The 22,548-nt window shown below is 50.3% G+C and carries 20 protein-coding genes and 1 pseudogene; 2 read left to right on the top strand and 19 right to left on the bottom strand.

From position 1 onward, the window contains the following. Positions 1 to 86: 86 nt before the first annotated feature. The gene (gene azoR / locus QUF14_RS09050; RefSeq protein WP_000048960.1) at positions 87 to 692 is read left to right on the top strand and encodes an FMN-dependent NADH-azoreductase; all 606 of its coding nucleotides are present in this window, start codon (positions 87 to 89) and stop codon (positions 690 to 692) included. Between the two features lie 53 nt (positions 693 to 745). On the opposite strand, the gene QUF14_RS09045 is transcribed toward azoR, so the two are convergent. The 19 genes and pseudogenes from QUF14_RS09045 to paaA form a co-directional block, all read right to left on the bottom strand. Then, complete coding sequence (locus QUF14_RS09045) at positions 746 to 2,038, bottom strand: phosphatase PAP2/dual specificity phosphatase family protein (protein ID WP_024212001.1); 1,293 nt, start codon at positions 2,036 to 2,038, stop codon at positions 746 to 748. A gap of 13 nt (positions 2,039 to 2,051) precedes the next feature. Then, complete coding sequence (locus QUF14_RS09040) at positions 2,052 to 3,809, bottom strand: bifunctional alpha/beta hydrolase/class I SAM-dependent methyltransferase (protein ID WP_000431867.1); 1,758 nt, start codon at positions 3,807 to 3,809, stop codon at positions 2,052 to 2,054. Between the two features lie 15 nt (positions 3,810 to 3,824). Continuing rightward, positions 3,825 to 4,721 (bottom strand): phosphatidate cytidylyltransferase, encoded by an 897-nt coding sequence (locus QUF14_RS09035; protein ID WP_000890920.1) that lies wholly within the window; start codon positions 4,719 to 4,721, stop codon positions 3,825 to 3,827. After that, entirely contained in the window at positions 4,721 to 5,326 is a 606-nt protein-coding gene (locus tag QUF14_RS09030; protein ID WP_000177530.1) for a CDP-alcohol phosphatidyltransferase family protein, read from the bottom strand. The genes QUF14_RS09035 and QUF14_RS09030 overlap by 1 nt, the downstream gene beginning before the upstream one ends. Before the next feature lie 170 nt (positions 5,327 to 5,496). Then, positions 5,497 to 7,803, bottom strand: a pseudogene (locus QUF14_RS09025) (DUF2773 domain-containing bactofilin). 63 nt (positions 7,804 to 7,866) lie between these two features. Continuing rightward, positions 7,867 to 8,727, bottom strand: coding sequence for a pyridoxine 4-dehydrogenase (gene pdxI / locus QUF14_RS09020; RefSeq protein ID WP_000097804.1), 861 nt, complete (start codon positions 8,725 to 8,727; stop codon positions 7,867 to 7,869). Between the two features lie 230 nt (positions 8,728 to 8,957). Next, positions 8,958 to 9,548, bottom strand: coding sequence for a phenylacetic acid degradation protein PaaY (gene paaY, locus QUF14_RS09015; RefSeq protein WP_001123468.1), 591 nt, complete (start codon positions 9,546 to 9,548; stop codon positions 8,958 to 8,960). Continuing rightward, on the bottom strand, positions 9,530 to 10,480 hold the full coding sequence (gene paaX, locus QUF14_RS09010; protein WP_000039885.1) for a phenylacetic acid degradation operon negative regulatory protein PaaX: 951 nt from the start codon (positions 10,478 to 10,480) through the stop codon (positions 9,530 to 9,532). Before paaX ends, paaY begins: the two co-directional genes overlap by 19 nt. 99 nt (positions 10,481 to 10,579) lie before the next feature. Further along, positions 10,580 to 11,893: a phenylacetate--CoA ligase PaaK gene (paaK, locus tag QUF14_RS09005; RefSeq protein ID WP_000632291.1), complete on the bottom strand. Its 1,314-nt coding sequence runs from the start codon at positions 11,891 to 11,893 to the stop codon at positions 10,580 to 10,582. A 26-nt stretch (positions 11,894 to 11,919) separates the two neighbouring features. Continuing rightward, positions 11,920 to 13,125, bottom strand: a complete 1,206-nt coding sequence (gene paaJ, locus QUF14_RS09000; protein ID WP_001206182.1) for a bifunctional 3-oxoadipyl-CoA/3-oxo-5,6-dehydrosuberyl-CoA thiolase — start codon at positions 13,123 to 13,125, stop codon at positions 11,920 to 11,922. Further along, positions 13,125 to 13,547, bottom strand: a complete 423-nt coding sequence (gene paaI, locus QUF14_RS08995; RefSeq protein WP_000018418.1) for a hydroxyphenylacetyl-CoA thioesterase PaaI — start codon at positions 13,545 to 13,547, stop codon at positions 13,125 to 13,127. The genes paaJ and paaI overlap by 1 nt, the downstream gene beginning before the upstream one ends. Further along, entirely contained in the window at positions 13,537 to 14,964 is a 1,428-nt protein-coding gene (gene paaH / locus QUF14_RS08990) for a 3-hydroxyacyl-CoA dehydrogenase PaaH (RefSeq protein WP_000973356.1), read from the bottom strand. The genes paaI and paaH overlap by 11 nt, the downstream gene beginning before the upstream one ends. Before the next feature lies 1 nt (position 14,965). Further along, on the bottom strand, positions 14,966 to 15,808 hold the full coding sequence (gene paaG, locus QUF14_RS08985) for a 2-(1,2-epoxy-1,2-dihydrophenyl)acetyl-CoA isomerase PaaG (protein ID WP_100733837.1): 843 nt from the start codon (positions 15,806 to 15,808) through the stop codon (positions 14,966 to 14,968). Continuing rightward, complete coding sequence (gene paaF / locus QUF14_RS08980; RefSeq protein ID WP_001004152.1) at positions 15,753 to 16,520, bottom strand: 2,3-dehydroadipyl-CoA hydratase PaaF; 768 nt, start codon at positions 16,518 to 16,520, stop codon at positions 15,753 to 15,755. The genes paaG and paaF overlap by 56 nt, the downstream gene beginning before the upstream one ends. After that, complete coding sequence (gene paaE / locus QUF14_RS08975; RefSeq protein WP_000206383.1) at positions 16,517 to 17,587, bottom strand: 1,2-phenylacetyl-CoA epoxidase subunit PaaE; 1,071 nt, start codon at positions 17,585 to 17,587, stop codon at positions 16,517 to 16,519. Before paaE ends, paaF begins: the two co-directional genes overlap by 4 nt. A 7-nt stretch (positions 17,588 to 17,594) precedes the next feature. Next, positions 17,595 to 18,092, bottom strand: coding sequence for a 1,2-phenylacetyl-CoA epoxidase subunit PaaD (gene paaD, locus QUF14_RS08970; protein WP_001189204.1), 498 nt, complete (start codon positions 18,090 to 18,092; stop codon positions 17,595 to 17,597). A gap of 14 nt (positions 18,093 to 18,106) precedes the next feature. After that, positions 18,107 to 18,853 (bottom strand): 1,2-phenylacetyl-CoA epoxidase subunit PaaC, encoded by a 747-nt coding sequence (gene paaC, locus QUF14_RS08965; protein ID WP_001072833.1) that lies wholly within the window; start codon positions 18,851 to 18,853, stop codon positions 18,107 to 18,109. Between the two features lie 8 nt (positions 18,854 to 18,861). Beyond that, positions 18,862 to 19,149: a 1,2-phenylacetyl-CoA epoxidase subunit PaaB gene (paaB, locus tag QUF14_RS08960; protein ID WP_000073391.1), complete on the bottom strand. Its 288-nt coding sequence runs from the start codon at positions 19,147 to 19,149 to the stop codon at positions 18,862 to 18,864. Between the two features lie 11 nt (positions 19,150 to 19,160). Next, a complete protein-coding gene (gene paaA, locus QUF14_RS08955) occupies positions 19,161 to 20,090 on the bottom strand; it encodes a 1,2-phenylacetyl-CoA epoxidase subunit PaaA (RefSeq protein WP_000191069.1) in 930 nt (309 codons plus the stop codon). Positions 20,091 to 20,374: 284 nt separating this feature from the next. Here paaA and paaZ point away from each other — a divergent pair, with 284 nt between their 5' ends. After that, complete coding sequence (gene paaZ, locus QUF14_RS08950; RefSeq protein ID WP_001186492.1) at positions 20,375 to 22,420, top strand: phenylacetic acid degradation bifunctional protein PaaZ; 2,046 nt, start codon at positions 20,375 to 20,377, stop codon at positions 22,418 to 22,420. The last annotated feature ends 128 nt before the right edge of the window (positions 22,421 to 22,548 follow it).

Here is a 22,548-nt window from a genome sequence, read left to right as displayed (position 1 = left end):
ATTGCGCTATCTCTGTGGCAGGATTGTGAATAAAGTGTCAACAAGCAACGGGGCATCGCCCATTCAAACATCTATAAGGAAACACCATGAGCAAGGTATTAGTTCTTAAATCCAGCATCCTGGCAGGGTACTCTCAGTCTAATCAGTTGTCCGATTATTTTGTTGAACAATGGCGCGAAAAGCACTCCGCTGATGAAATCACCGTGCGTGACCTGGCTGCAAATCCGATTCCGGTACTGGATGGCGAACTGGTTGGTGCACTGCGTCCGAGCGATGCGCCGCTGACTCCGCGTCAGCAGGAAGCTCTGGCGCTTTCCGATGAGCTGATTGCCGAGCTGAAAGCCCACGAAGTTATAGTTATTGCGGCACCGATGTATAACTTCAACATCTCAACTCAGTTGAAAAACTATTTTGACCTGGTGGCACGTGCAGGCGTTACTTTCCGCTATACCGAGAACGGTCCGGAAGGTCTGGTAACGGGTAAAAAAGCCATCGTGATTACCAGCCGCGGAGGGATCCATAAAGATGGCCCAACGGATCTGGTAACGCCGTATCTGTCCACATTCCTGGGCTTTATCGGCATTACCGATGTGAAATTTGTCTTCGCCGAAGGGATCGCATACGGCCCGGAAATGGCAGCGAAAGCGCAGTCTGACGCGAAAGCAGCCATCGACAGTATTGTTGCTGCATAACCGGACACTATTTTGATGTGGACTGTAGATATTCAGTCCACATCTCAATCCACTTACCTGTTTTCCCACAATCTCAGCATCGTTTTGTGCTCGTCTGTCAGCACAATCTGCGGGCGTCTGACGCGAATATAGTTAATCGCTTCATCAACGGTTTTACAGTGTCCGTAACATAACAGCCATGCGGCCACCACCAGCGCACTGCGCGATAATCCCAACGCGCAATGGACCAGAATGCTGCCTTGCTCTTTGCGTAATGTTTCCAGCATCGCCACGGCCTGTCGGAGCTCCCCCTCTTCCGGAACCACCAGATCCAACATCGGTACACAAAAATAGAGTCGATCTTTTGTCGCGCGTCCGCGAGGGAATTCAAAGGTGACGTCCAGAACTGCATTCTGTGCCGGAATATGTCGTGGAAACGCCCCTAAATAAACACCCGCAGTAATTTCGCTCACCGGCTCCAGGCGAAGGCAAAACCAACGCATAGACAGCCACATCCCGATGCGCCAGGGCAACGTCAGCCAGTAAACGGCAGGCGGGAGTTTCCCCTGACTATCTTTCCCTGTTGTTATCGCGCCAAGCCCACCGTACCCACGGCCAATAATGAGTAGCGATAATACTGGCCAACATAACCAGACTGACCACCGTAACTGATTCATCATCATTAGCGTCATCAATACTATGCACGAACACGCGCCTACGACATATGGCAGTGCTATTTTGATTCGACGTTGATCAGGTATCTGATAATTCCAGCGACGGTCGACGGGCACCATCCAGTCAATCAACATACCTACTGCCAGCCCTGTGATGACATCAATAAAATGATGCTGCCAGGTCGTCAGCGTCGAAATGGCGATGAGTAAAAACCATCCGCCACAGACTTTACGCCACCTCACAGCCAGATGCTGACGAAAGTGACGCCAAAGTAGCCAGCAGAGAATAATATGCAGCGAAGGGGACTGGTTATAAGGCAGATCAAACAGTTCAAGTTGCGAAAATAGCCATCCCGTCACCCCACTCACTTCAGGGCGGATAAAACTAAACTTCAGCGGATAGAGCAAAAAACCGCAACAGGCCATTACCGTTGACAGAATAAGCCGGTGGACCAGTCGGCGCTGTTCGAATGTCGAGCGACAAACGAACAGCGAAAATCCATATAAAAGATCCAGACTCCAGTAAGGAACAATAGTCCAGGGAAGAAAAGGGATCGCCGTTTCCCAACCGAATACCTGACTGGGGATATCATGATTGTTAAGATCCTGAATCGCGGTGAACTGATTAAGAAATCCATATGTGAAGAAGAAAAACGGGGCCAGCAACAATAACCAGCCAGCTCCTTGTAGCAATACGCTCCGGCGTTCAGTGGTCACGACGCACCGCCATCGAAACCGTAAAAATGCCCCACTCATCAATCCGTTGTGTGCATTTATCAAATCCGGCATTACGCACGAGCGAATCCATCTCCCCTTGCGAACGCACGCGCATTACCCACGGTTTACCATCTTTATGACTGGTTAACACCCCGGCAATCAGCTCCAGTTGTGGGTGCCACGGCTGCCCGGTGTAGATGAGAATGCCACCCGGTTCGATGGCATTGGCAAGACCAGCGAGGGAGTTTTTTACCTGCTCGTTTTCGGGAAAAAGCTCATACAGGCCAGAGACAATCGCCAACGTAGGCCGCGGAGTTAACGCGCTGAGTTCTGCCGTATTAAACGCATCGCCCTGTTCAAAACGCGCCCGCCCAGACATTCCCTTTTGGGCAATCATCTCTTGCCCCTGTGCAACATTTAACTCACTGTAATCACGTAACAAAATATCGCTTACGGCAGGCTCGTTTGCCAGCGCATCCAGTACATAGCGCCCATGCCCTGCGGCAATGTCAACCACGCGGACGGCTAAACCTTTGGCGTGGAGATCGGCAACGGCTTGTTTAATCAGCATTTGTAAATGGGCTTTGCGCTGGCGAATACCGCGCCAGCCAACACTGTTCAGGTAGATTTTGTCGATAAAACGCCCGAATGCGTTACTGCCTTGCGGTTGATTTTGATAAACATAATCCAGCGAACTGCCTGAATCAAAGCCGGTGCTCATTCCGAGATGCAGGCCCGCAGATTGCGCCCCGAACAGTTTCATCGCCTTTCGCATAAAGCGATACGCCAAATCAATCGGCGATAATGGCACGGGTCCACCAGAAAGGAGCCGCCATCGATCCGCAGATGGTCCTGTGCGCTCTTCATGCTGATAATCAAATTTTTGCGACTTGTTAGCATATAAACGGCTGATAAAACTTTGCATTTTTTCAAATGCCTGCGCCCTGTTCTCTTCACCCAACGTGTCGTGATAAAAGCCCGGCAGCAGATGCAGCTCTTTCAGAGGGCTACGTAATCTCTGATAAAAATCAATCTGCGGTTGGCGACGCACCACATAGTCATCGCCCGATATCAGAAGTTGCGTGGGGAGCGTAATCGCCGCCGCATCGCTAACAATACGTTCAGACGTTTTATAGAGATCGAGCAAGATATTGACGGCAATCGCCCGTGTGATCAGCGGATCATTATTGAAACTCGCTACCCGTTCCCAATCGTGGGTCAAATAGCGTCCTTTCACATAGGAATTAATAAAAAACAGACCACGCAGACGATGCCATAACGCCAGCGCAGGACGTGCCAGCGGCACATACAATTTAACCTTAAAGGCCGGAGAAGCCAGCACCAGCCCGCGAATAGCAGGCGCATAATCATGAACCCATGTGGCAACCAGCACTGCGCCGACGCTTTGCGCGATCACAACCACCTCTTCCAGCCCGACCTGGCTGTCGCTGGCAGCAAAACGGACAAATTCATCGACATCCTGCACTGAACGCGCAAGAGATGGGCTATAACCACGCGGCCCCGAAGTTTGTCCATGCCCTCGGGCATCCCAGGCATAAAAAGCAGTATCTGGCATCGCCAGTTCATCAACGATATGTTGTAGACGACCAGAATGTTCATGACCGCGATGAAATAAGACGATGACCTTTTTCACCCCTGGCTGTAAAGCGGGCCAGTGCCGATAAAACAACGCTGTATTATCACTGGTGGTAAAAAAATGTTCCCCAGGGATGCGTGAATTTTCCATTTTCTCTATTTTCCTTCAGTAACAGCAGTAGCGAATAAAATAAAAAAATACCGGAGCGGTGAAAATTAATGAGTCAATCCTGTCAAGGAGTCCGCCATGTCCTGGTAATAGTTTTCCACTATCTTTAACACCAATATCTCGTTTGATGGCTGACATCACTACATCGCCGCAAAAACCACTAATACCAATTAACAAACCCGCTAATAATGCCTGTAATGTATCTAGCGGTGTCAGCAACGGTCCAATAATCAGTGACGCAATCATGGTGGTGATTACGCCGCCCATCAGACCTTCCAATGTTTTTCCCGGGCTGACTTTAGGGACCACTTTTCTTCTGCCGCAGGATTTTCCCCATAAATACTGTGCAATATCGTTTGACTCGGTTAATGCCAAAAGAAATAACACCAGTAACGCCCCGCCCTGGATATTTGTGGTTGGCAACATTAATAACCAGGCGGCATGACTCAAGGCGAAAACGGTCATTATCCAGCCACAAAAAATGGCGCTCACGGTATGCAGAAAACCAGAGGGGTCACCCACTAAAACTCGCCAGGTGGCTAATATCAGAAACCCAGCCAAAGGTATAAATAACAGAAACAGCTCAAAGCAATTAAAACCGATAAGCAAATAGTTAAGAGGAATACCCCAATATAACCAACGCGGAAAATGTACAGATATAAGCGTACAATATTCTTTCAATGCCAGAAAACTTATCAGCGCAAAAAACGTCAACGTCATCCAGCGTGGACCTGAAATCACCATTGAAAAACAAATGACGATGCCCCACCAGGTACGAATACGTAATGTAACCTCACCCCCTTTTCTCTCCGGTAACCGCCATATCAGAAAACGGTTTATCAGCGTTGCTAAAATTAACAACGCGAAAAGTGTTGCCAGAGATTTTTCCAGCATTATCTTTCAGCACTCATAAAAAGCACACTCCGACAACGATTAATCGCAGTCCAGATAAGCAGAATTGAAGCAATACTCCATAATAAATTATTCCATTGCATCCACTGGGGATAAATGGCAATGGCCAGCCCCCACAAACCAAATATTAACGCACGATCGCTTTTGCCAAATGGACCGGCATAACTGCGAATACCGTTAATCGTCTGCGCGAGTAAACCGCAAAACTCAGTCAATATGGTGCAAAATAACATGAGTATTACGAGTGATGCGTTACTTTCCGGTAAAAATAAAAACGGTAAATAAAGCGCAATATCGGAAATAACATCGCCAGTTTCGTTCAAAATCGCCCCAAGACGTGTTTGCTGATTACACTCACGCGCCATCATGCCATCCAGCGCATTGAGTGCCATACGGACAAAAAGCACGATGGGCAATAGCAAAAAAAGGATGGGGCGTGCCACCAACATCAACAGCAATCCGGTAAGAAGAGAAAGCGCCAGTGCAGCAAGAGTGATGTGATTCGCTGTAACATGGTGCTTATAAAGCCAAAACATCGTCGGCCTTAACAGCGACTGAAAGAGCGGTTTTATCTGGTAGAGCGTCATTATCAATCCTTGATAATTCGGTTTGCGCTATGGTGCATCAATTCCCCTTACGGAGATATCGCAACACGCCGCTTCATTAAAAATTCAGAATATATCAAGGTATTGGGGACTCACTGCCAGGAATGATTATCCCCAATTAATCAAATGGTTAAGAAACATTACGTTGTGGATCAATACAACTCATCAAGTTTTCTCATCGCTTGTTCCCGTATTGCGCGCGTCTTACCGTTAAGCGCCAGCTGGCGAACTAAATCCAGTTCAGGGTTAACAAGCTCTAACGCCAGCAAAGGATCACGTTTCAGCCTCGCCTTTAATACATCAACTGGAAAACGGGGATTATTCATCGCCACAATCCACCACTCGGGATCAATTTCTGCCGCCAGTGCCGCAGGGGGGGTGTGGCGGTTGCTAAGTGCGCCGAACTTGAAAAATGTGAGATTGCTTTTCGCCAGTGTACTCCACCATATACGATCCGGTTGTTTTGCCAGTACATCCAGTTGTGCTAACGCATCGGGGTCGAGTGCATAATAAACACGTAACGCTTCGTTAACCTGCGCACGGGAGCTGTTTTCCTGCCTCAGAAAAAACTTCGCCCAAATATCATTGCGTGGCGTGTTTTTCTGTAATTCTTTGAGAACAACAGCGGGTAAATTATCCCAACTAATTAATGCACTCTCTAAAAAGTCCCAGTCGTCCGAACGTTTCAGAGAGGTGGCATTTAATAGCATCTGGTCATCAACTTCACCGTAGCTGATAAGCTCAGACAAAATCATATCAGCGCTGGTTTCATATGCATCTGAATCTGCTTTGGGATTATTTTTCCGATGCGATAAAGCACGTTGCCAAATTTTTTGTTTCATCGACGTGCTCAGATACTGATTTTTCGCCAGATTACTCCACCCCTCAGGATCGTTGAAACGTGTCAATAATCGTTGTAGAGCAGCGTCAGAGTGAATTACCTGCATATCCCGACAGCAAAAGTAGGCAGGGGATTTTTTCTCCATCCTTTTAACAAAATTAAACTGTAAGTTATCTGGCAATGCTAAAAATAACACACGTATTAGATCATCGTCATTCTCGAATTTTTGGTATAAATATACTGCAACTTTGTCACTCTCTTGTGGCGTCATCCGCAACAATTGACCATGGTGTTTCATCTCTGCCAGCTTTGACGCTAAGCTTGTGACAACATCGTTTGATGAATCGTTCGCCAACTGCATTGCCTGATTGTAGGTGAGTTGTCCTCCAGCACCGACCTGACGAATAGAGGGATCATCACTGCGGATATAGCCATCAATAATGGATTCGGGCAATAACCACGCATCTTTATAAAGCTCCTGAATGATCATATCCCAATCTCTTTTCGCCAGAGTCATGACGATATCCAGAGGGAGATTTTCACGTAGCGCAAGATTCAACGGACCGACACCATCAGGTAGATGACTCATTCGCGTCATTATTTCGACAGAGAGCGGTTCACGGTCGAGCAACCCCAGAACAACAGGCTGGTAACCCAATTGCTGATCAGTCAACTCCAGAATCTCATTGTCAGGCATATATCTCGCCATACTTTCAATCGTTTGTCCATCATTGCTATTAATAAGTTGTTTGCGTAGGTTAGCTGAAATTCCTTTAATCCTTGGGAGAGTTCGCATTATGGCAAGATCAAATGTCGCAATATCTCGTCCTTCAAATGCAGCAACGTTGCCTTCATCCAGCATTTGCAATTCCTGCACTAACTCAGGAGAAGGCTTAGGGCGAAACAGCGCTTCTTTTTTCATCAGATTACAGATATTCCCTGCCATGCGAATATTGCTTCGCTTAAAAATTTCTTTCAGAGCATCTTCATCATTTATTAGACCCCAATAATATGCATCAGGATTTATTATCATCAGCGCTTTTTTGACATTTTCAGTGTCATTTTTGTCACTCGCACGGACCATGAATTCACTATTTGTCGAAGACGCAACAACAGGTGCAATTATGTCATTGATAAATATCCCTCGCGCATTAATACTCCCCTTAATCGTAGACGGATTATCGTAATATGAGTCGATAAATACCAGTCCACTTGCATTTATCGAACCGGTAATTAACAGTGGTGAATCCGTAACTATATTCGTTGCCGTCACGTTACCGAGAATAACCCATGGATTAGAAAGAGAGAAAGTGGAAATATTACCTTTGACTGTCAAATTGCCAAGAACAATCAATTTTTGATTACTCTCTATATTACCTTCTACCACTAAATCGCCACGATGCACTTTCCAGTCCGATGCAGATAAACCGAAGGGGACAAGATTCACGCTACTGTTGATAGCCTGTTCAACTTGTTGTTAATCTTCAGCGGTAGCCGCAGAAAAAAATGGTTCAATATCAACTGCATTTGCAACACATCGAAGTTCCGCCTGTACTGGAAGACTCAGCATAAACAGGGGAAGTAAACCTATCCAGCTGCAAATCCTGGGCTTAAACATATGCACTCCATGCCATTAAAAAAGAAACAAAAGGGAAATGCATCTTTCCCTTTTGTATATTCGTTATTCTCGCGAAATACCATCCAACGTAGACAACACGTCCGCAGAAAGATGCAATTTTTCAGCAGCCATATTCTCCCGTAAATGCGCAACAGAAGATGTTCCAGGAATCAACAAAATATTCGGTGAACGTTGTAACAGCCACGCCAGCGCTACCTGCATTGGTGTCGCATTAAGGCTCGCAGCAACATCGGAAAGCGTGGAGGATTGCAGCGGCGTAAAGCCCCCGAGCGGGAAGAACGGCACGTAGGCAATGCCGTCACGAGCCAAAGCATCAATCATTGCGTCATCAGCACGATGAGCAATGTTGTATTCGTTCTGCACGCAGACGATTTCGGCAATCTTGCGTGCCTCTGCAACCTGCGTCGGTGTGACGTTGCTCAGGCCAATATGTTTTACCAGGCCTTGTTGTTGCATCTCTGCCAGCACGGTCAGGCTGGCTTCAATCGATCCTTCCGCTGGGCCATGACCATCCCCCATCATAACGCGCAGGTTAACCACATCCAGTACGTCCAGTCCGAGATTACGTAGATTATCGTGTACCGCTTTTTGCAACTCTGCCGGAGAAAATGCGGGCAACCAGGAGGCGTCCTCTCCACGCCGCGCCCCAATTTTAGTAACAATGGTCAGGTCGTCAGAGTAAGGATAAAGCGCTTCGCGGATAATCTGATTGGTGACGTGCGGACCATAAAAGTCACTGGTATCAATGTGATTGACGCCCAATGCCAGCGCCTCACGCAGAACGGTTATAGCGACGTGGCGATCCCTTGGGGGACCAAAAACCCCAGGACCTGCCAGTTGCATCGCGCCATAACCAAGACGGTTAACGGATTTTGTACCGAGAGTAAATGTGTTGCTGCTCATCGCACCCTGCCCTGTAATAAAACGAATTCAGAAAAATCAGTATAGAAACGAAAAGAGTTAAATAATGCGAAGGCGTAAACAAGATTACTGGATGAGTTCCTCTATTGTCCTGAAAAACACCAAAACAAAACGCGTCAAGCGCCGCATCCGGCAATAAAAAACCGCAACCTGTATCAGCGTTGCGGTTTATGCATCACATACTAAAAATTAGCACGTTCAGCATCTGGACGTTACTGTTTCGGTCGCAGATTCTCATCAAATACCAGACGTTTCCTGCCAGGTTCAACTTCCCGCAATGGTTCGACTTGATACAACGTCTGCTTATAACGTGTCACCAGCACCTGATACTCATGCGTGCCCTGCTTTTTCCATGCCAGCTCCTGATCACTAAGTTCACGAATCGCTTTCGCCGGGCTGCCGACAATCAGATAATTAGCAGGCATTTCTGCTTTGGCTTTCACAAATGCAGATGCGCCAACAATGCTGTTCTCACCAATCACCGCACCGTCCATCACTACCGCGTTCATTCCCACTAATGCATTGCGGCGGATAATGCAGCCGTGAAGGATAGCGCTATGACCAATATGTCCATCTTCTTCCACGACAGTATCCTGCTCGGGAAAACCGTGCATAACGCAATTATCCTGAATGTTCGCGCCATCTTTCACCATGATACGACCAAAATCGCCACGCAGGCTGGCATTTGGCCCAACGTAAACACCCTTGCCGAGAATAACATCGCCGACCAATACCGCTGTCGGATGAACAAAACTCTCTTCTGGCACAACCGGAGTCAGACCGTCTATCTGATAAATTGGCATAACGCCTCCTGTTCAATATTCAAGCCGCCAAAACGTTGAAAATACAGGCTTCCCGGCGCAGGCAGTTCACCGACCGAGGTTTCACCTTTTTCACTAACGAACGCTAAAGCAGCAGGCGCTACGCGCTGATAAATGTTGATACACAGCTGACGCGCCGTATGCCCTGCCCAGTGAGCCGGAAGCAACTCCTCCGGCAACAATGGGTCTTTAAGGACGACACGGCGATAAAAATGGATCAGTAAAAGCTGAATATGAAATGCACGCTCCGGGGTTAACTCGTCTGCCGTCTCTTTTAACAGCGGCACCAGCGGGCGGAATGACTGAATAAAGGTTTCGTACATGGCATTTTGTTCAGTTAAATGCCAGCACTCTTCTACTCTGGCACGCAGTGCTGCGCGAGAAAGCGCCAGTGGTATTTGCGCTTCAAAACAAATCACGTTATCCGCCACCCCCGCTTCATGCAAAAGTGTCTGTACATCCGCCAGTTTTTGCGACGGCGATGCCATCAGGCTGGGCGCCAGTGTGCCAAAACCTTGCCAGATCAACTGCTTTTTGACATCAGTCAGCGTTGCTTTATCTAAACCCTCCGAGAGCAACAGGAGCCATTTACCATCCCATGCGGGTTGCTCTGCACGATAAATTTTACTTTCTGCCCGTCGTGTCAGCCGCAAGCCTTTATCACTGAGACTGTAGAAACTGCGTCGCCCGATGCGGGAAACATCCAGCCAGCCTTCTTTATTAAGACGAAACAAAGCGGTACGGACGAAACGCTCACCAAATCCCAGTCCTTCCAGCAAAGCAGCCAGACTACCCAACCAGATTTCTCCACCACGATGAGAAAGTGAATCACCATACAGAGAGGAGATCAAAGATGTGCCACTAACAGGAACAGCGTTTACAGCATGTTGGATAAAAGTATCAAGTTTACTCATTCGATTCAGTCTGTTGTTATTGTTGTGATTTATGAATCATAGCACAGGTCGTATCGACTTCTGGCCCTGGCGGTTCACCCACCAGGACCAGGCGACACATCAGGCACCAACAATATTGCGCAGATCAAACACCCGACACGCCTTGCCTTCTGAACGCGGGATACTGCCACAGTTAACGATCATCACATCAGTAGAGATCCCCACCATCGATTTAATCCGATGGCGCAACTGGTGGCAAACCTGGCAACGCTGCTCATGCGTCAATGTCAGGCTGCTTTCTTTCAACTCCACTTTCACAGAAAGTGAATCAAGATGCCCCCGACGGTTAACCTCCAGTTGGTAATGCGGCGATAAATGTTCGAATTTGACAATCTCTTCTTCCAGTTGTGACGGGAAGACATTTACACCGCGAATGATCAACATGTCATCGCTACGTCCACTGATGCGATCCATGCGGCGCATGGTTCGTGCCGTTCCTGGCAACAGTCGGGTTAAATCACGCGTACGGTAACGAATAACCGGCAATGCTTCTTTGGTCAGCGTGGTGAATAACAGTTCGCCATGTTCGCCATCGGCAAGCGGTGTGCCGTCATTGGGATTAACAATTTCAGGATAGAAATGATCTTCCCAAATGGTTGGGCCGTCGGTAGTTTCCAGACACTCCATCGCGACCCCCGGCCCCATCACTTCTGACAGGCCATAAATATCCAGCGCAGTGATCCCCAGACGCCGTTCAATCTCTTTACGCATGGCCTGTGTCCACGGCTCAGCACCAAACACTCCAACTCGCAGCGAGCAACCGCTGGCATCACCGCCCAACTGCCGCTCCAGCTCTTCAATCAGGTTAAGGCAATAAGATGGCGTAACCATGATCATATCCGGTTGAAAATCGCGGATCAGTTGCGCTTGTTTTTCCGTCTGCCCACCAGACATCGGGATCACCGTAGCGCCCAGGCGTTCTGCACCATAGTGCGCGCCCAGCCCACCGGTAAACAGGCCGTAACCATAGGCGACATGAATTTTGTCTTTGGGCGTGCCACCTGCCGCACGCAAGGAACGCGCTACGATATTGGCCCAGTTATCAATATCGTTTTGCGTATAGCCGACAACTGTCGGTTTACCTGTGGTTCCCGAAGAAGCATGAATGCGCACCACTTGTTCCATCGGCACGGCAAAGGTGTCAAAGGGATAGTTGTCGCGCAGATCCTGCTTGGTGGTACAGGGAAATTTACGCAGGTCTGAAAGTTCCCTGAAATCATCAGGATGTACACCTGCTGCGTCGAATTTGCGCCGATACATCGGCACATTTTCATACGCGTGTTTGAGCGTCCATTTCAGACGCTGTGTTTGCAACGCCTGTAACTCATCAACAGACGCGGTTTCAATCGGGTCAAGCTTTGTATTGGTTATCATTGTAGGATACTCGCAGGTTGATATGCTCAAACACGCTCCAGAATCATGGCGATGCCCTGACCGACACCGATGCACATGGTGCATAATGCGTAACGACCGTTACGCCGATGCAGCTCATGACTGGCAGCCAGTGCCAGGCGGGCACCACTCATTCCCAATGGATGGCCTAAGGCGATGGCGCCTCCGTTGGGGTTAACATGTGGGGCATCATCAGGCAGCCCCAATTCGCGTAGTACACCCAACGCCTGGGCCGCGAACGCTTCATTCAGTTCAATCACGTCCATATCGTGAATACTCAGCCCCGCGCGTTCCAGCACCCGGCGAGTTGCAGGCACCGGACCAAGCCCCATAAGACGCGGCTCCACCCCGGCGGTTGCCATGGCGACGATACGCGCTCTCGGTGTCAGTCCTTGCGCTGCAGCCATCTGTTCACTGGCAATAATCAACGCAGCGGCTCCGTCATTCACCCCGGAGGCATTGCCTGCGGTGATCACTCCATTGGCACGAAACGGTGCTTTTAGCCCACCTAACTGTTCCAGCGTCGTTTCCGGGCGCAGATGCTCATCATGTTGTATTTCTGTTACAACACCTTTTTTGTTTTTCAACACAACCGGAACAATCTCCTCAGCTAAAATGCCTGAGGATTGCGCTTTTGCCGTACGTTGCTGACTGCGTAGCGCAAAGCTATCTTGATCTTCTCGCGAGATTTTTAACAGTTCAGCTACATTCTCTGCCGTTTCCGGCATGCTGTCAGTTCCAAATTGCTGAGCCATGAGCGGGTTCACAAATCGCCAGCCAATAGTGGTATCAAACATCTCAGCCTGACGAGAAAATGCACTGGCTGCCTTGCCCATAACAAACGGTGCCCGTGACATTGACTCCACGCCACCGGCGATCAGTAAATCGCCATCGCCCGCTTTAATCGCCCGTGCGGCGAACCCCAGCGCGTCCAGCCCGGAACCACACAAGCGATTAATGGTAGTGCCGGAAACACTCTGCGGCAGCCCCGCCAGTAAAGTCGCCATCCGTGCTACGTTACGGTTATCTTCTCCCGCCTGATTAGCACAGCCGAGGATCACATCATCGATACACTCCGCATCGAGACGCGGGTTTCGCACCAGCAACTCCCGCAAAGGGATAGCTGCCAGATCGTCAGCCCGAACACCAGATAATGCCCCGCCGTAGCGACCAATTGGCGTACGAATTCCGTCACAGATAAAGGCTTCACGCATCAGGCTTCTCCTGTAATGGTGCCGCCGATGCGGTGAGATTTACCGCGAAACAGCGCAACCGTTTTTTGTTGTTGGTTAACAATTTCGATGTCGTAAACACCGGTTTGCTTGCCCTGATGACGTACCTGCGCAGTGGCAGTTAAGGTGTCTCCGGCAAAGCCTGGACGTAAAAAATCAATCGTGCAGGCAGAAGCGACGGCTGCCAGCCCCTGACTATTGCAGGCGTAGGCAAAGGCAGTATCAGCCAGTGAAAATAGCTGCCCTCCATGGCAACTTTGGTGACCATTAAGCATTTGTGCAGTAACGGTCATGGTCACTACAGCAAAGCCTTCATCCATTGAGATAATGTCGATGCCAAGTGCTTTGGCGCAGGCATCGTTCTCATACATTACATGGGCATTTTGCCAGGCCTTATGACTCATAACCGCTCTCCAGAAGCGCCCGCTGGCGCAGCAATGAACATGGACGATAACGTTCTTCGCCATAGTGATGTTGTAGGTTTTCCAGGAGCCTTAATATTCGCTGCCAGCCAAGTTGCGCTCCCCAGGCAAGCGGGCCATATGGATAATTCACCCCAAGACGCATGGCGGTATCGATATCCTGTTCAGAGGCCACACCTTTTTGCAGCGCATCAAGGGCTTCATTGATGATCATTGCTACCGTTCGCCAAATCAGCATTCCTGGGTAATCAGCAATTTGCAGCACTGTTTTGCCCTGCTGTTGCAGGTAATAAATGGCCTTGCGAGTCGCTGAGTCCGGGTTCACCGCTGCCGCAGCAATGGTCACCACCTTGCCCGTCATTTTGTCGACCACGACCACCGGGCGTGCCAGTCGTGTTGCCAGCGCCTGTGCCGTCTCGCCTTGTGTCTCAATCAATAAAACATCGTCAATTTCCGTGACACCGTCACTTTTATTTTCTACTTTCATTGGACTAAAACTGTCGCTTACCGCTTCCAGGCCAACAACTTCCTCACGCTCCGCACGCCAGTCATACACGCCCAGCCCACTTTTCTTGCCTAATCGTCCACCAATCACCAGTTCCTGTTGCACCAGCGAAGGGAGAAAACGACGTTCCTGCCAGAAAGCGTTAAACACCGAGCAGGTGACAGCAAAATTGACGTCCTGACCAATCAGATCGGTTAATTCCAGCGGCCCCATCGGGAAACCAGCGCCATCGCGAAGCGCAGCGTCAATCACTTCTGGTGCAGCAACCTGCTCTTCCAGTGCCCGCCAGGCCTCGGAATAATAAGGACGCGCAACACGGTTAACGATAAATCCAGGGGTCGAATGACAGCGCACAGGCTGCTTACCCCAACTTAACGTCAGTTCACACAACTGCTCGACAACTTCCGCCGCCGTTGCCAGCCCACTGACCACCTCCACCAACTTCATCACCGGTGCCGGGTTAAAAAAATGCAGCCCCGCAACACGTTCAGGATTTTTCACCTCCGCAGCAATCGCGGTTATAGAGATTGAAGATGTGTTAGTGGTCAATAGCGTTTGTGGCGGGCAAACTTCCGCCAGCTGTGCAAAGAGCGCTTTTTTGACTTCCAGACGTTCAGACGCCGCTTCAATGACCAGATCCGCTGCTGCCAGCGCGTGAATATCGGTCACCGGGATCAGACGTTTCAATGTGCGTTCACAGGTTTCAGCGGTCAGTTTTCCCCGCTTCACGCGTGAATTCAGCCGCGCGTGTATTCCGTCTATTGCGCGGGTCAGCGCTTCAGCAGAAATGTCATACAGTAAAACCTGATGTCCATGACTGGCGGCAACTTCTGCAATGCCTGCCCCCATGGTGCCGCTCCCAATCACTGCCACAGTTTGCACATTTATCATCATGCTATTTCCCCGTGAACTGCGGTGAGCGTTTAGCCAGGAACGCACTGACACCTTCACGATAATCTGCGCTCCGTCCGGCAAGTCGCTGATAGTCGCGTTCCAGATCCAGCTGCGTATCGAGCGTGTTAGTTTCAGCGCTATTTATCGCTTGCTTGATAAGTCCAAGACCAAATGTCGGTTGTGTCGCCAGATGCAGTGCCAGCTGTAGCGCGGTATCTGCCAGCGTTTCATCATCAACAACCTGCCAGATCATCCCCCATTCGTGCGCCTGTTCAGCACTCAGTTGATTCCCCAGCAGTGCCAGCCCCATGGCGCGCGCTCGCCCGGCAACGCGTGGCAGTAACCAGGTACCACCGCAATCGGGTACTAAACCTAATTTACTAAACGCCATGACGAATTTTGCTGAACGGGCGGCAATAACGATATCGCACCCCAGTGCCAGTGTTGCGCCTGCCCCTGCCGCCACGCCATTGACTGCACAGATCACTGGTTTTGGCAGTTTTGCCAAGCGACGTACCAGCGGGTTATAGAATTGCTCTACTGACATACCTAAATCCGGTGCGGGGCCAGTGGGATCAACGTTACGATCGTTGAGATCCTGACCAGCACAAAATCCACGTCCGGCACCTGTAATTAACAGGCAACGGATAGTGTCGTCGCGCTCCGCCTGTTTCAGGCACTCTGCCAGTTGTGCGTGCATCTCATCATTAAAACTGTTCAGGCGTTCCGGGCGGTTGAGCGTTAGTGTCATCACGCCCTTTTCTATATGACTGAGGATGAATTCCACATTAGCGTCCTTTAAAGTCGGGCGTGCGTTTTTGTAAGAAAGCGGAGATGCCTTCATGACGATCTTCTGTTGCCGCCAGCAAGGTGAATAACTGTCGCTCCTGGGCAAGTCCGGCTTGCAGAGCCACTTCCTGCGACTGGCGCAGCGCTTGCTTTGCCGCTTGTAAGGCCAGCGGCGAGTGACGTGCCATTTTCGATGCCAGCTGTAAGGCATATTCGAGGGTTAAATCGCTGGGGAAGACGTCGCTAACCAGCCCGGCCTGCTGTGCTTGCTGAGCGGTGATGCTTTCTCCGCCCAGCACCATTTTGCTGGCTAACGATTTACCGACACTACGAATTAAACGTTGCGTTCCGCCTGCACCAGGCATGATGCCAAGAGTGATTTCCGGCAACCCAAAACGCGCGTTCTCTCCGGCAACCACCACATCACACAACAATGCCAGTTCGCAGCCCGCACCAAGCGCGTAACCGTTGACAGCTGCGATGAGTGGTTTGTTAAAGGCCTGCAATCTCGCCCATAGCTGCGGGCGTGTATCGTTTAAGGTGGCCGCGAGATCTTTTTCTGCCATTTCGTTGAGATCGGCCCCGGCGGCAAAAAAGCGTGCATTACCAGTAATCACACAGACCGAAATGCTGGTATCGGTAGCCGCAGCGTCCAGTTCATTTACCAGTTGCGTCAGCAGGGCATTATTCAGCGCATTACGTGCGGCAGGACGGTTAAGGGTCAGCAACAATACTCGTTGCTGACGGCTGACGATCAGTTCGTTCATGCCATCCCCTTCGCGTCAAAGTCAACCACCACATCGCTGGTCAGCGGCAGTGCCTGGCAACTCAACACATAGCCTGCGGCCAGTTCATCCGGTTCCAGACTGTAATTGGTTTCCATCGCCACTTTGCCACGCAGCACTTTGCATTTGCAGGTCGCACAGACGCCGCCTTTGCAGGCATAGGGCAGATCAGCCCCCTGGCGCAATGCCGCGTCGAGAATGCTTTCATCGTCGGCATTAAGCACGATTTCCCGATCCCGTCCATCCTGACGCACAGTTACTTTTTGTCCATCACTTTGCACGTTAACGCTACGTTTGACGCGCGTGCCAGGCGTATTAAACCGCTCCAGGTGAATGGCTTTTTCTGGCATTCCCAACGCTTTTAAGGCGGCTTCCGAGTCATCCATCATTGCAGCCGGACCACAAATAAAGGCCTCATCATAAAGACGAAAATTAATGAGCGAGGCCCCAAGTGACTGTAATTTTTCACCGTCAATACGCCCGTGAAGCAGATCGCTGTCGAGGGTTTCCTGACTAAAAATGCACAACAACTGTAAACGCTGAGGATATTTGTCTTTCAGGTCTGCCAGTGCCTGGCGGAACATCATGCTCTGACTGGTACGGTTACCGTAAATCAGGGTGAACTGACTTTCAGGCTCGGTTTGTAAAGTGGTGGTGATAATCGCCAGCATTGGCGTAATACCTGATCCTGCTGCAATAGCCAGATAGCGCCCGTGGCGTTCGGCCTGCGGCTGATAGCCGAAATGCCCTTGCGGCACCATGACTTCCAGCGTCATCCCCTGACGGATGTGATCGCGGGCATAGCGGGAGAAACGTCCGCCTTCAATAGCTTTCACCGCCACACTAATTTCGCCAGGCAGGTAGCTACGGCAAATGGAGTAACAACGGCGTAATTCTTCACCATTAAGGCTGGCTTTTAAGGTCAAATGTTGACCAGGGCGAAAGCGATACGCCTCCTGCAAAGGCTGGGGCACCGCAAAGGTAATGGTCACCGCATCACGGGTTTCCGGCTCCACTTTTGCCACCGTTAAGGAATGAAACGTTGTCATGGCATCCTCAAATACATTTGAAATAATCGAAAGGTTCGCGACAGCTATCGCAGCGATACAATGCTTTGCAGGCCGTGGAACCAAATTCACTGATAAGTGTGGTATGGACGCTGGTGCAGCGCGGGCAACGCACCTCTGGCGGCAAATGGGCATGGCAACTGTGTCCGGCGGGCGGGCTAATGCCATACTGTCGCAGACGCTCACGGGCATCGGGGGTCATCCAGTCGGTGGTCCACGCCGGGTCGAGTTGCAGCACAACCTGAACGGGGGTAAATCCGTTGGTTGTCATTGCCTCACGTATCGCGCCAATCAGATGTTCCGTTGCCGGACAACCGGAATATGTCGGCGTAAAGCCGATCACCCATCCTTCTCCCATCTGTGTCACATTACGTACCATGCCCAAATCGGTAATGGTCAGCACCGGAATCTCCGGGTCCGGGATCTGGCTGAGTAGCGCCCATATCTCATGCACCTGCGGCGGTGCAATGGTGGCCAGACGTTGCATACCCATCTCCTCTGTTACCATTGCTGACCGGGCAAGACACGCTGGAGATACTGCATTTCTGCCAGCATTGGCCCAAGATGTTCGGTATGCAGCCCTTTTTTACCGCCAGTGCGATACGCCAGCTCGTGCGGCACGTTTAATTTGGCTTCGTTGATCCCGGCAAAAACTTCGGCTTCCCACGCAGCACGTAAAGTGCGTGGATCAACTGCAACACCCTCTTCACTCAGTGCAATATCAATCTCGTCGGCATCGAACAGTTCGGCTGTAAAACGCCACAACTTGTCGATGGCCTGCTGCATCTTTTGCCCTGATACGTCAGTACCATTGCCTAGCCGCTCCAGCCAGCCACGACTAAAACGCAGGTGATAACGCGCTTCTTTAATTGCTTTGGCAGAAATCGCCGCCAGTTGCGGATCACGGCTTTCCATCAGACGGGTAAAGAGCGCCACATGCCATGCATCGATGAAATACTGGCGTGCAATGGTGTCGGCAAAATTGCCATTTGGTTGTTCAACCAACAATAAGTTGCTGAACTGGCGTTCGTCTCGGGTGAATGCCAGGGTATCTTCATCACCTTCTCCCGCTAATTCAGCAGCATACGATAAGAAGTTGCGTGCCTGACCTAATAAATCGAGGCCAATGTTTGCCAGCGCGAGATCGATTTCCAGTTCCGGTGCGTGACCGCACCATTCCCCCAACCGCTGGGAGAGCACCAGGCAGTTATCGCCCAGGCGCAAGGTGTAAGCCGTTAACTGATTCATTTCCGACCTCACATGTGCTCAATGCCATCAGGGATGGTGTAAAACGTTGGATGGCGATAGACCTTGCTTTCAGCCGGATCAAAAAATTCACCACGTTCTTCCGGTTGCGAAGCAATAATTTCACTCGCCTTCACCACCCAAATTGAACATCCTTCGCTACGACGGGTGTAAGCATCACGGGCATTTTCCAGTGCCATCCGCTCATCGGCAGCATGTAAACTGCCAACATGGCGGTGTGATAAGCCCTGTTTGCCACGCACGAAAACTTCGTATAACGGCCAGTAAACATTACTCATTTTGAATCTCCTTATGCGACCTTACAGGCATGTTGTTTTTGTGCATGGGCCAGCGCTGCTTCCCGTACCCAGGTACCTTCTTCCCAGGCTTTACGTTTGGCGTCGAGCCGCTCCTGATTACAAATTCCGCGACCGTTAATGACTTCGTTAAACTCCTGCCAGTCGATCTCACCAAAGCGGTAGTGACCGCTTTCAGCATCAAAATGCAGATCCGGGTCAGGAACGGTCATACCGAGCATTTCAACCTGTGGAACGGTGTTATCCACGAAACGCTGGCGGAGTTCGTCATTGGTGAAACGTTTGATTTTCCAGGCGAGACTTCTGGCGCTGTTTGGCGAGTTATCATCGTTTGGCCCGAACATCATTAAGGCTGGCCACCAGAAACGGTTAATGGCGTCTTGCAACATCTGCTTTTGAGCTTCGCTGCCCTGCGCCAGTGCCATGCAGGCTTCAAATCCCTGACGCTGATGAAAACTCTCTTCTTTGCAGATTTTCACCATTGCTCTGGCATACGGGCCATAAGATGTGCGGCATAACGCCACCTGATTGACGATCGCTGCGCCATCTACCAGCCAGCCGATAACGCCGATATCAGCCCAACTCAATGTCGGATAATTAAAGATGGAGGAATATTTCATCCGTCCGTCGAGCATTTTTTGGTAGATGTCTTCTCTGGCGCAGCCCAGTGTTTCGGCGGCGCTATAGAGATACAGACCATGACCGGCTTCATCCTGCACTTTGGCCAACAGAATGGCTTTACGCCGCAAGGTTGGTGCGCGAGTGATCCAGTTACCCTCAGGCAACATACCAACAATTTCGGAGTGCGCATGCTGCCCAATCTGGCGGATCAGTGTTTTTCGGTAAGCATCGGGCATCCAGTCCTGCGGCTCGATAGCCGTTTCCTGGGCTATCCGTTGCTCAAAGCGTTCTTCTTGGGTCACGTCATCACCTTTACGATTCCAGTTTTCGTGATTTAATTAAAAACACGAATCAGTTTATTTTATGAAAGTTACACAATGGTTAACCGAAATCACAAATTATGTATGTTTGAACTGTGACGGATTTCGCAGCCTATTTTTACAACTCGTTATTTATCAGTGCATTAATGTTTTTCACTGTTGCTATACAGATCGCATAGTTAACATTTCGTTAAAAGACATCTTGCTTTTTATGATTCGTGATTTAACTATTAGCAACAGAAATGTGAAACATCTGGAGAGTAGCGATGCAGCAGTTAGCCAGTTTCTTATCCGGTACCTGGCAGTCTGGCCGGGGCCGTAGCCGTTTGATTCACCACGCCATTAGCGGCGAGGCGTTATGGGAAGTGACCAGTGAAGGTCTTGATATGGCGGCTGCCCGCCAGTTTGCCATTGAAAAAGGTGCCCCCGCCCTCCGCGCTATGACCTTTATCGAACGTGCGGCGATGCTTAAAGCGGTCGCTAAACATCTGCTGAGTGAAAAAGAGCGCTTCTATGCTCTTTCTGCACAGACAGGCGCAACGCGGGCAGACAGTTGGGTTGATATTGAAGGTGGCATTGGGACGTTATTTACTTACGCCAGCCTCGGTAGCCGGGAGCTGCCTGACGATACGCTGTGGCCGGAAGATGAATTGATCCCATTATCGAAAGAAGGTGGATTTGCTGCACGCCATGTACTGACCTCGAAGTCAGGCGTGGCAGTGCATATTAACGCCTTTAACTTCCCCTGCTGGGGAATGCTGGAAAAGCTGGCTCCAACGTGGCTGGGTGGGATGCCTGCCATCATCAAACCAGCCACCGCGACGGCCCAACTGACTCAGGCGATGGTGAAATCAATTGTCGATAGCGGTCTTGTTCCCGAAGGCGCAATTAGTCTGATCTGCGGTAGTGCGGGTGATCTGTTGGATCATCTGGACAGCCAGGATGTGGTGACTTTCACGGGGTCTGCGACGACCGGACAGATGCTGCGAGTTCAGCCAAATATCGTTGCCAAATCTATCCCCTTCACTATGGAAGCTGATTCCCTGAACTGCTGTGTACTGGGCGAAGATATCACCCCGGATCAACCGGAGTTTGCACTGTTTATTCGTGAAGTTGTGCGTGAGATGACCACAAAAGCCGGTCAAAAATGTACGGCAATCCGGCGGATTATTGTGCCGCAGGCATTGGTTAATGCTGTCAGTGATGCTCTGGTTGCGCGATTACAGAAAGTCGTGGTCGGTGATCCTGCGCAGGAAGGCGTGAAAATGGGCGCACTGGTAAATGCTGAGCAACGTGCCGATGTGCAGGAAAAAGTGAACACATTGCTGGCTGCAGGATGCGAGATTCGCCTCGGTGGTCATGCGGATTTATCTGCTGCGGGTGCATTCTTCCCGCCAACCTTATTGTACTGTCCGCAGCCGGACGAAACACCGGCGGTACATGCAACAGAAGCCTTTGGCCCTGTCGCAACGCTGATGCCAGCACAAAACCAGCAACATGCTCTGCAACTGGCTTGTGCAGGCGGCGGTAGCCTTGCAGGAACGCTGGTGACGGCTGATCCGCAAATTGCGCGCCAGTTTATTGCCGAAGCGGCACGTGCGCATGGGCGAATTCAGATCCTCAATGAAGAATCGGCAAAAGAATCCACCGGGCATGGCTCCCCACTGCCACAACTGGTACATGGTGGGCCTGGTCGCGCAGGAGGCGGTGAAGAATTAGGTGGTTTACGAGCGGTAAAACATTACATGCAGCGAACCGCTGTTCAGGGTAGTCCAACGATGCTTGCCGCTATCAGTAAACAGTGGGTGCGTGGTGCGAAAGTCGAAGAAGATCGTATTCATCCGTTCCGCAAATATTTTGAGGAGCTACAACCAGGCGACAGCCTGCTGACTCCCCGCCGCACAATGACAGAGGCCGATATTGTTAACTTTGCTTGCCTCAGCGGCGATCATTTCTATGCACATATGGATAAGATTGCTGCTGCCGAATCTATTTTCGGTGAGCGTGTGGTGCATGGGTATTTTGTGCTTTCTGCGGCTGCGGGTCTGTTTGTCGATGCCGGTGTCGGTCCGGTCATTGCTAACTACGGGCTGGAAAACTTGCGCTTTATCGAGCCCGTAAAACCAGGCGATACCATCCAGGTGCGTCTCACCTGTAAGCGCAAAACGCTGAAAAAACAGCGTAATGCAGAAGAAAAACCAACAGGTGTAGTGGAATGGGCGGTAGAGGTATTCAATCAGCATCAAACCCCGGTGGCGCTGTATTCAATTCTGACGCTGGTGGCCAGGCAGCACGGTGATTTTGTCGATTAATCAGTGAATGAAGGGCAACGGCGAATAGTTGCCCTTTTATTTCACTCAATTTTGTGACGTTGTCACATTATGCCTGGTGTGTATATCTTTTTTCAGGGCACCCACTGTATGAAAAGCTGGCACATCTG

This window comes from Escherichia sp. HH091_1A (genome assembly GCF_030295175.1).
GTDB lineage: Bacteria > Pseudomonadota > Gammaproteobacteria > Enterobacterales > Enterobacteriaceae > Escherichia > Escherichia coli_F.
This window is presented reverse-complemented; position numbering and strand designations above follow the sequence as displayed.

Excerpts from the sequence above, each read along its gene's own strand:
- azoR (WP_000048960.1), top strand. The coding sequence starts at position 87 with ATGAGCAAGGTATTAGTTCTTAAATCCAGCATCCTGGCAGGGTACTCT.
- QUF14_RS09040 (WP_000431867.1), bottom strand. The coding sequence starts at position 3,809 with ATGGAAAATTCACGCATCCCTGGGGAACATTTTTTTACCACCAGTGAT.
- QUF14_RS09035 (WP_000890920.1), bottom strand. The coding sequence starts at position 4,721 with ATGCTGGAAAAATCTCTGGCAACACTTTTCGCGTTGTTAATTTTAGCA.
- QUF14_RS09030 (WP_000177530.1), bottom strand. The coding sequence starts at position 5,326 with ATGACGCTCTACCAGATAAAACCGCTCTTTCAGTCGCTGTTAAGGCCG.
- pdxI (WP_000097804.1), bottom strand. The coding sequence starts at position 8,727 with ATGAGCAGCAACACATTTACTCTCGGTACAAAATCCGTTAACCGTCTT.
- paaY (WP_001123468.1), bottom strand. The coding sequence starts at position 9,548 with ATGCCAATTTATCAGATAGACGGTCTGACTCCGGTTGTGCCAGAAGAG.
- paaX (WP_000039885.1), bottom strand. The coding sequence starts at position 10,480 with ATGAGTAAACTTGATACTTTTATCCAACATGCTGTAAACGCTGTTCCT.
- paaK (WP_000632291.1), bottom strand. The coding sequence starts at position 11,893 with ATGATAACCAATACAAAGCTTGACCCGATTGAAACCGCGTCTGTTGAT.
- paaJ (WP_001206182.1), bottom strand. The coding sequence starts at position 13,125 with ATGCGTGAAGCCTTTATCTGTGACGGAATTCGTACGCCAATTGGTCGC.
- paaI (WP_000018418.1), bottom strand. The coding sequence starts at position 13,547 with ATGAGTCATAAGGCCTGGCAAAATGCCCATGTAATGTATGAGAACGAT.
- paaH (WP_000973356.1), bottom strand. The coding sequence starts at position 14,964 with ATGATGATAAATGTGCAAACTGTGGCAGTGATTGGGAGCGGCACCATG.
- paaG (WP_100733837.1), bottom strand. The coding sequence starts at position 15,808 with ATGAAGGCATCTCCGCTTTCTTACAAAAACGCACGCCCGACTTTAAAG.
- paaF (WP_001004152.1), bottom strand. The coding sequence starts at position 16,520 with ATGAACGAACTGATCGTCAGCCGTCAGCAACGAGTATTGTTGCTGACC.
- paaE (WP_000206383.1), bottom strand. The coding sequence starts at position 17,587 with ATGACAACGTTTCATTCCTTAACGGTGGCAAAAGTGGAGCCGGAAACC.
- paaD (WP_001189204.1), bottom strand. The coding sequence starts at position 18,092 with ATGCAACGTCTGGCCACCATTGCACCGCCGCAGGTGCATGAGATATGG.
- paaC (WP_001072833.1), bottom strand. The coding sequence starts at position 18,853 with ATGAATCAGTTAACGGCTTACACCTTGCGCCTGGGCGATAACTGCCTG.
- paaB (WP_000073391.1), bottom strand. The coding sequence starts at position 19,149 with ATGAGTAATGTTTACTGGCCGTTATACGAAGTTTTCGTGCGTGGCAAA.
- paaZ (WP_001186492.1), top strand. The coding sequence starts at position 20,375 with ATGCAGCAGTTAGCCAGTTTCTTATCCGGTACCTGGCAGTCTGGCCGG.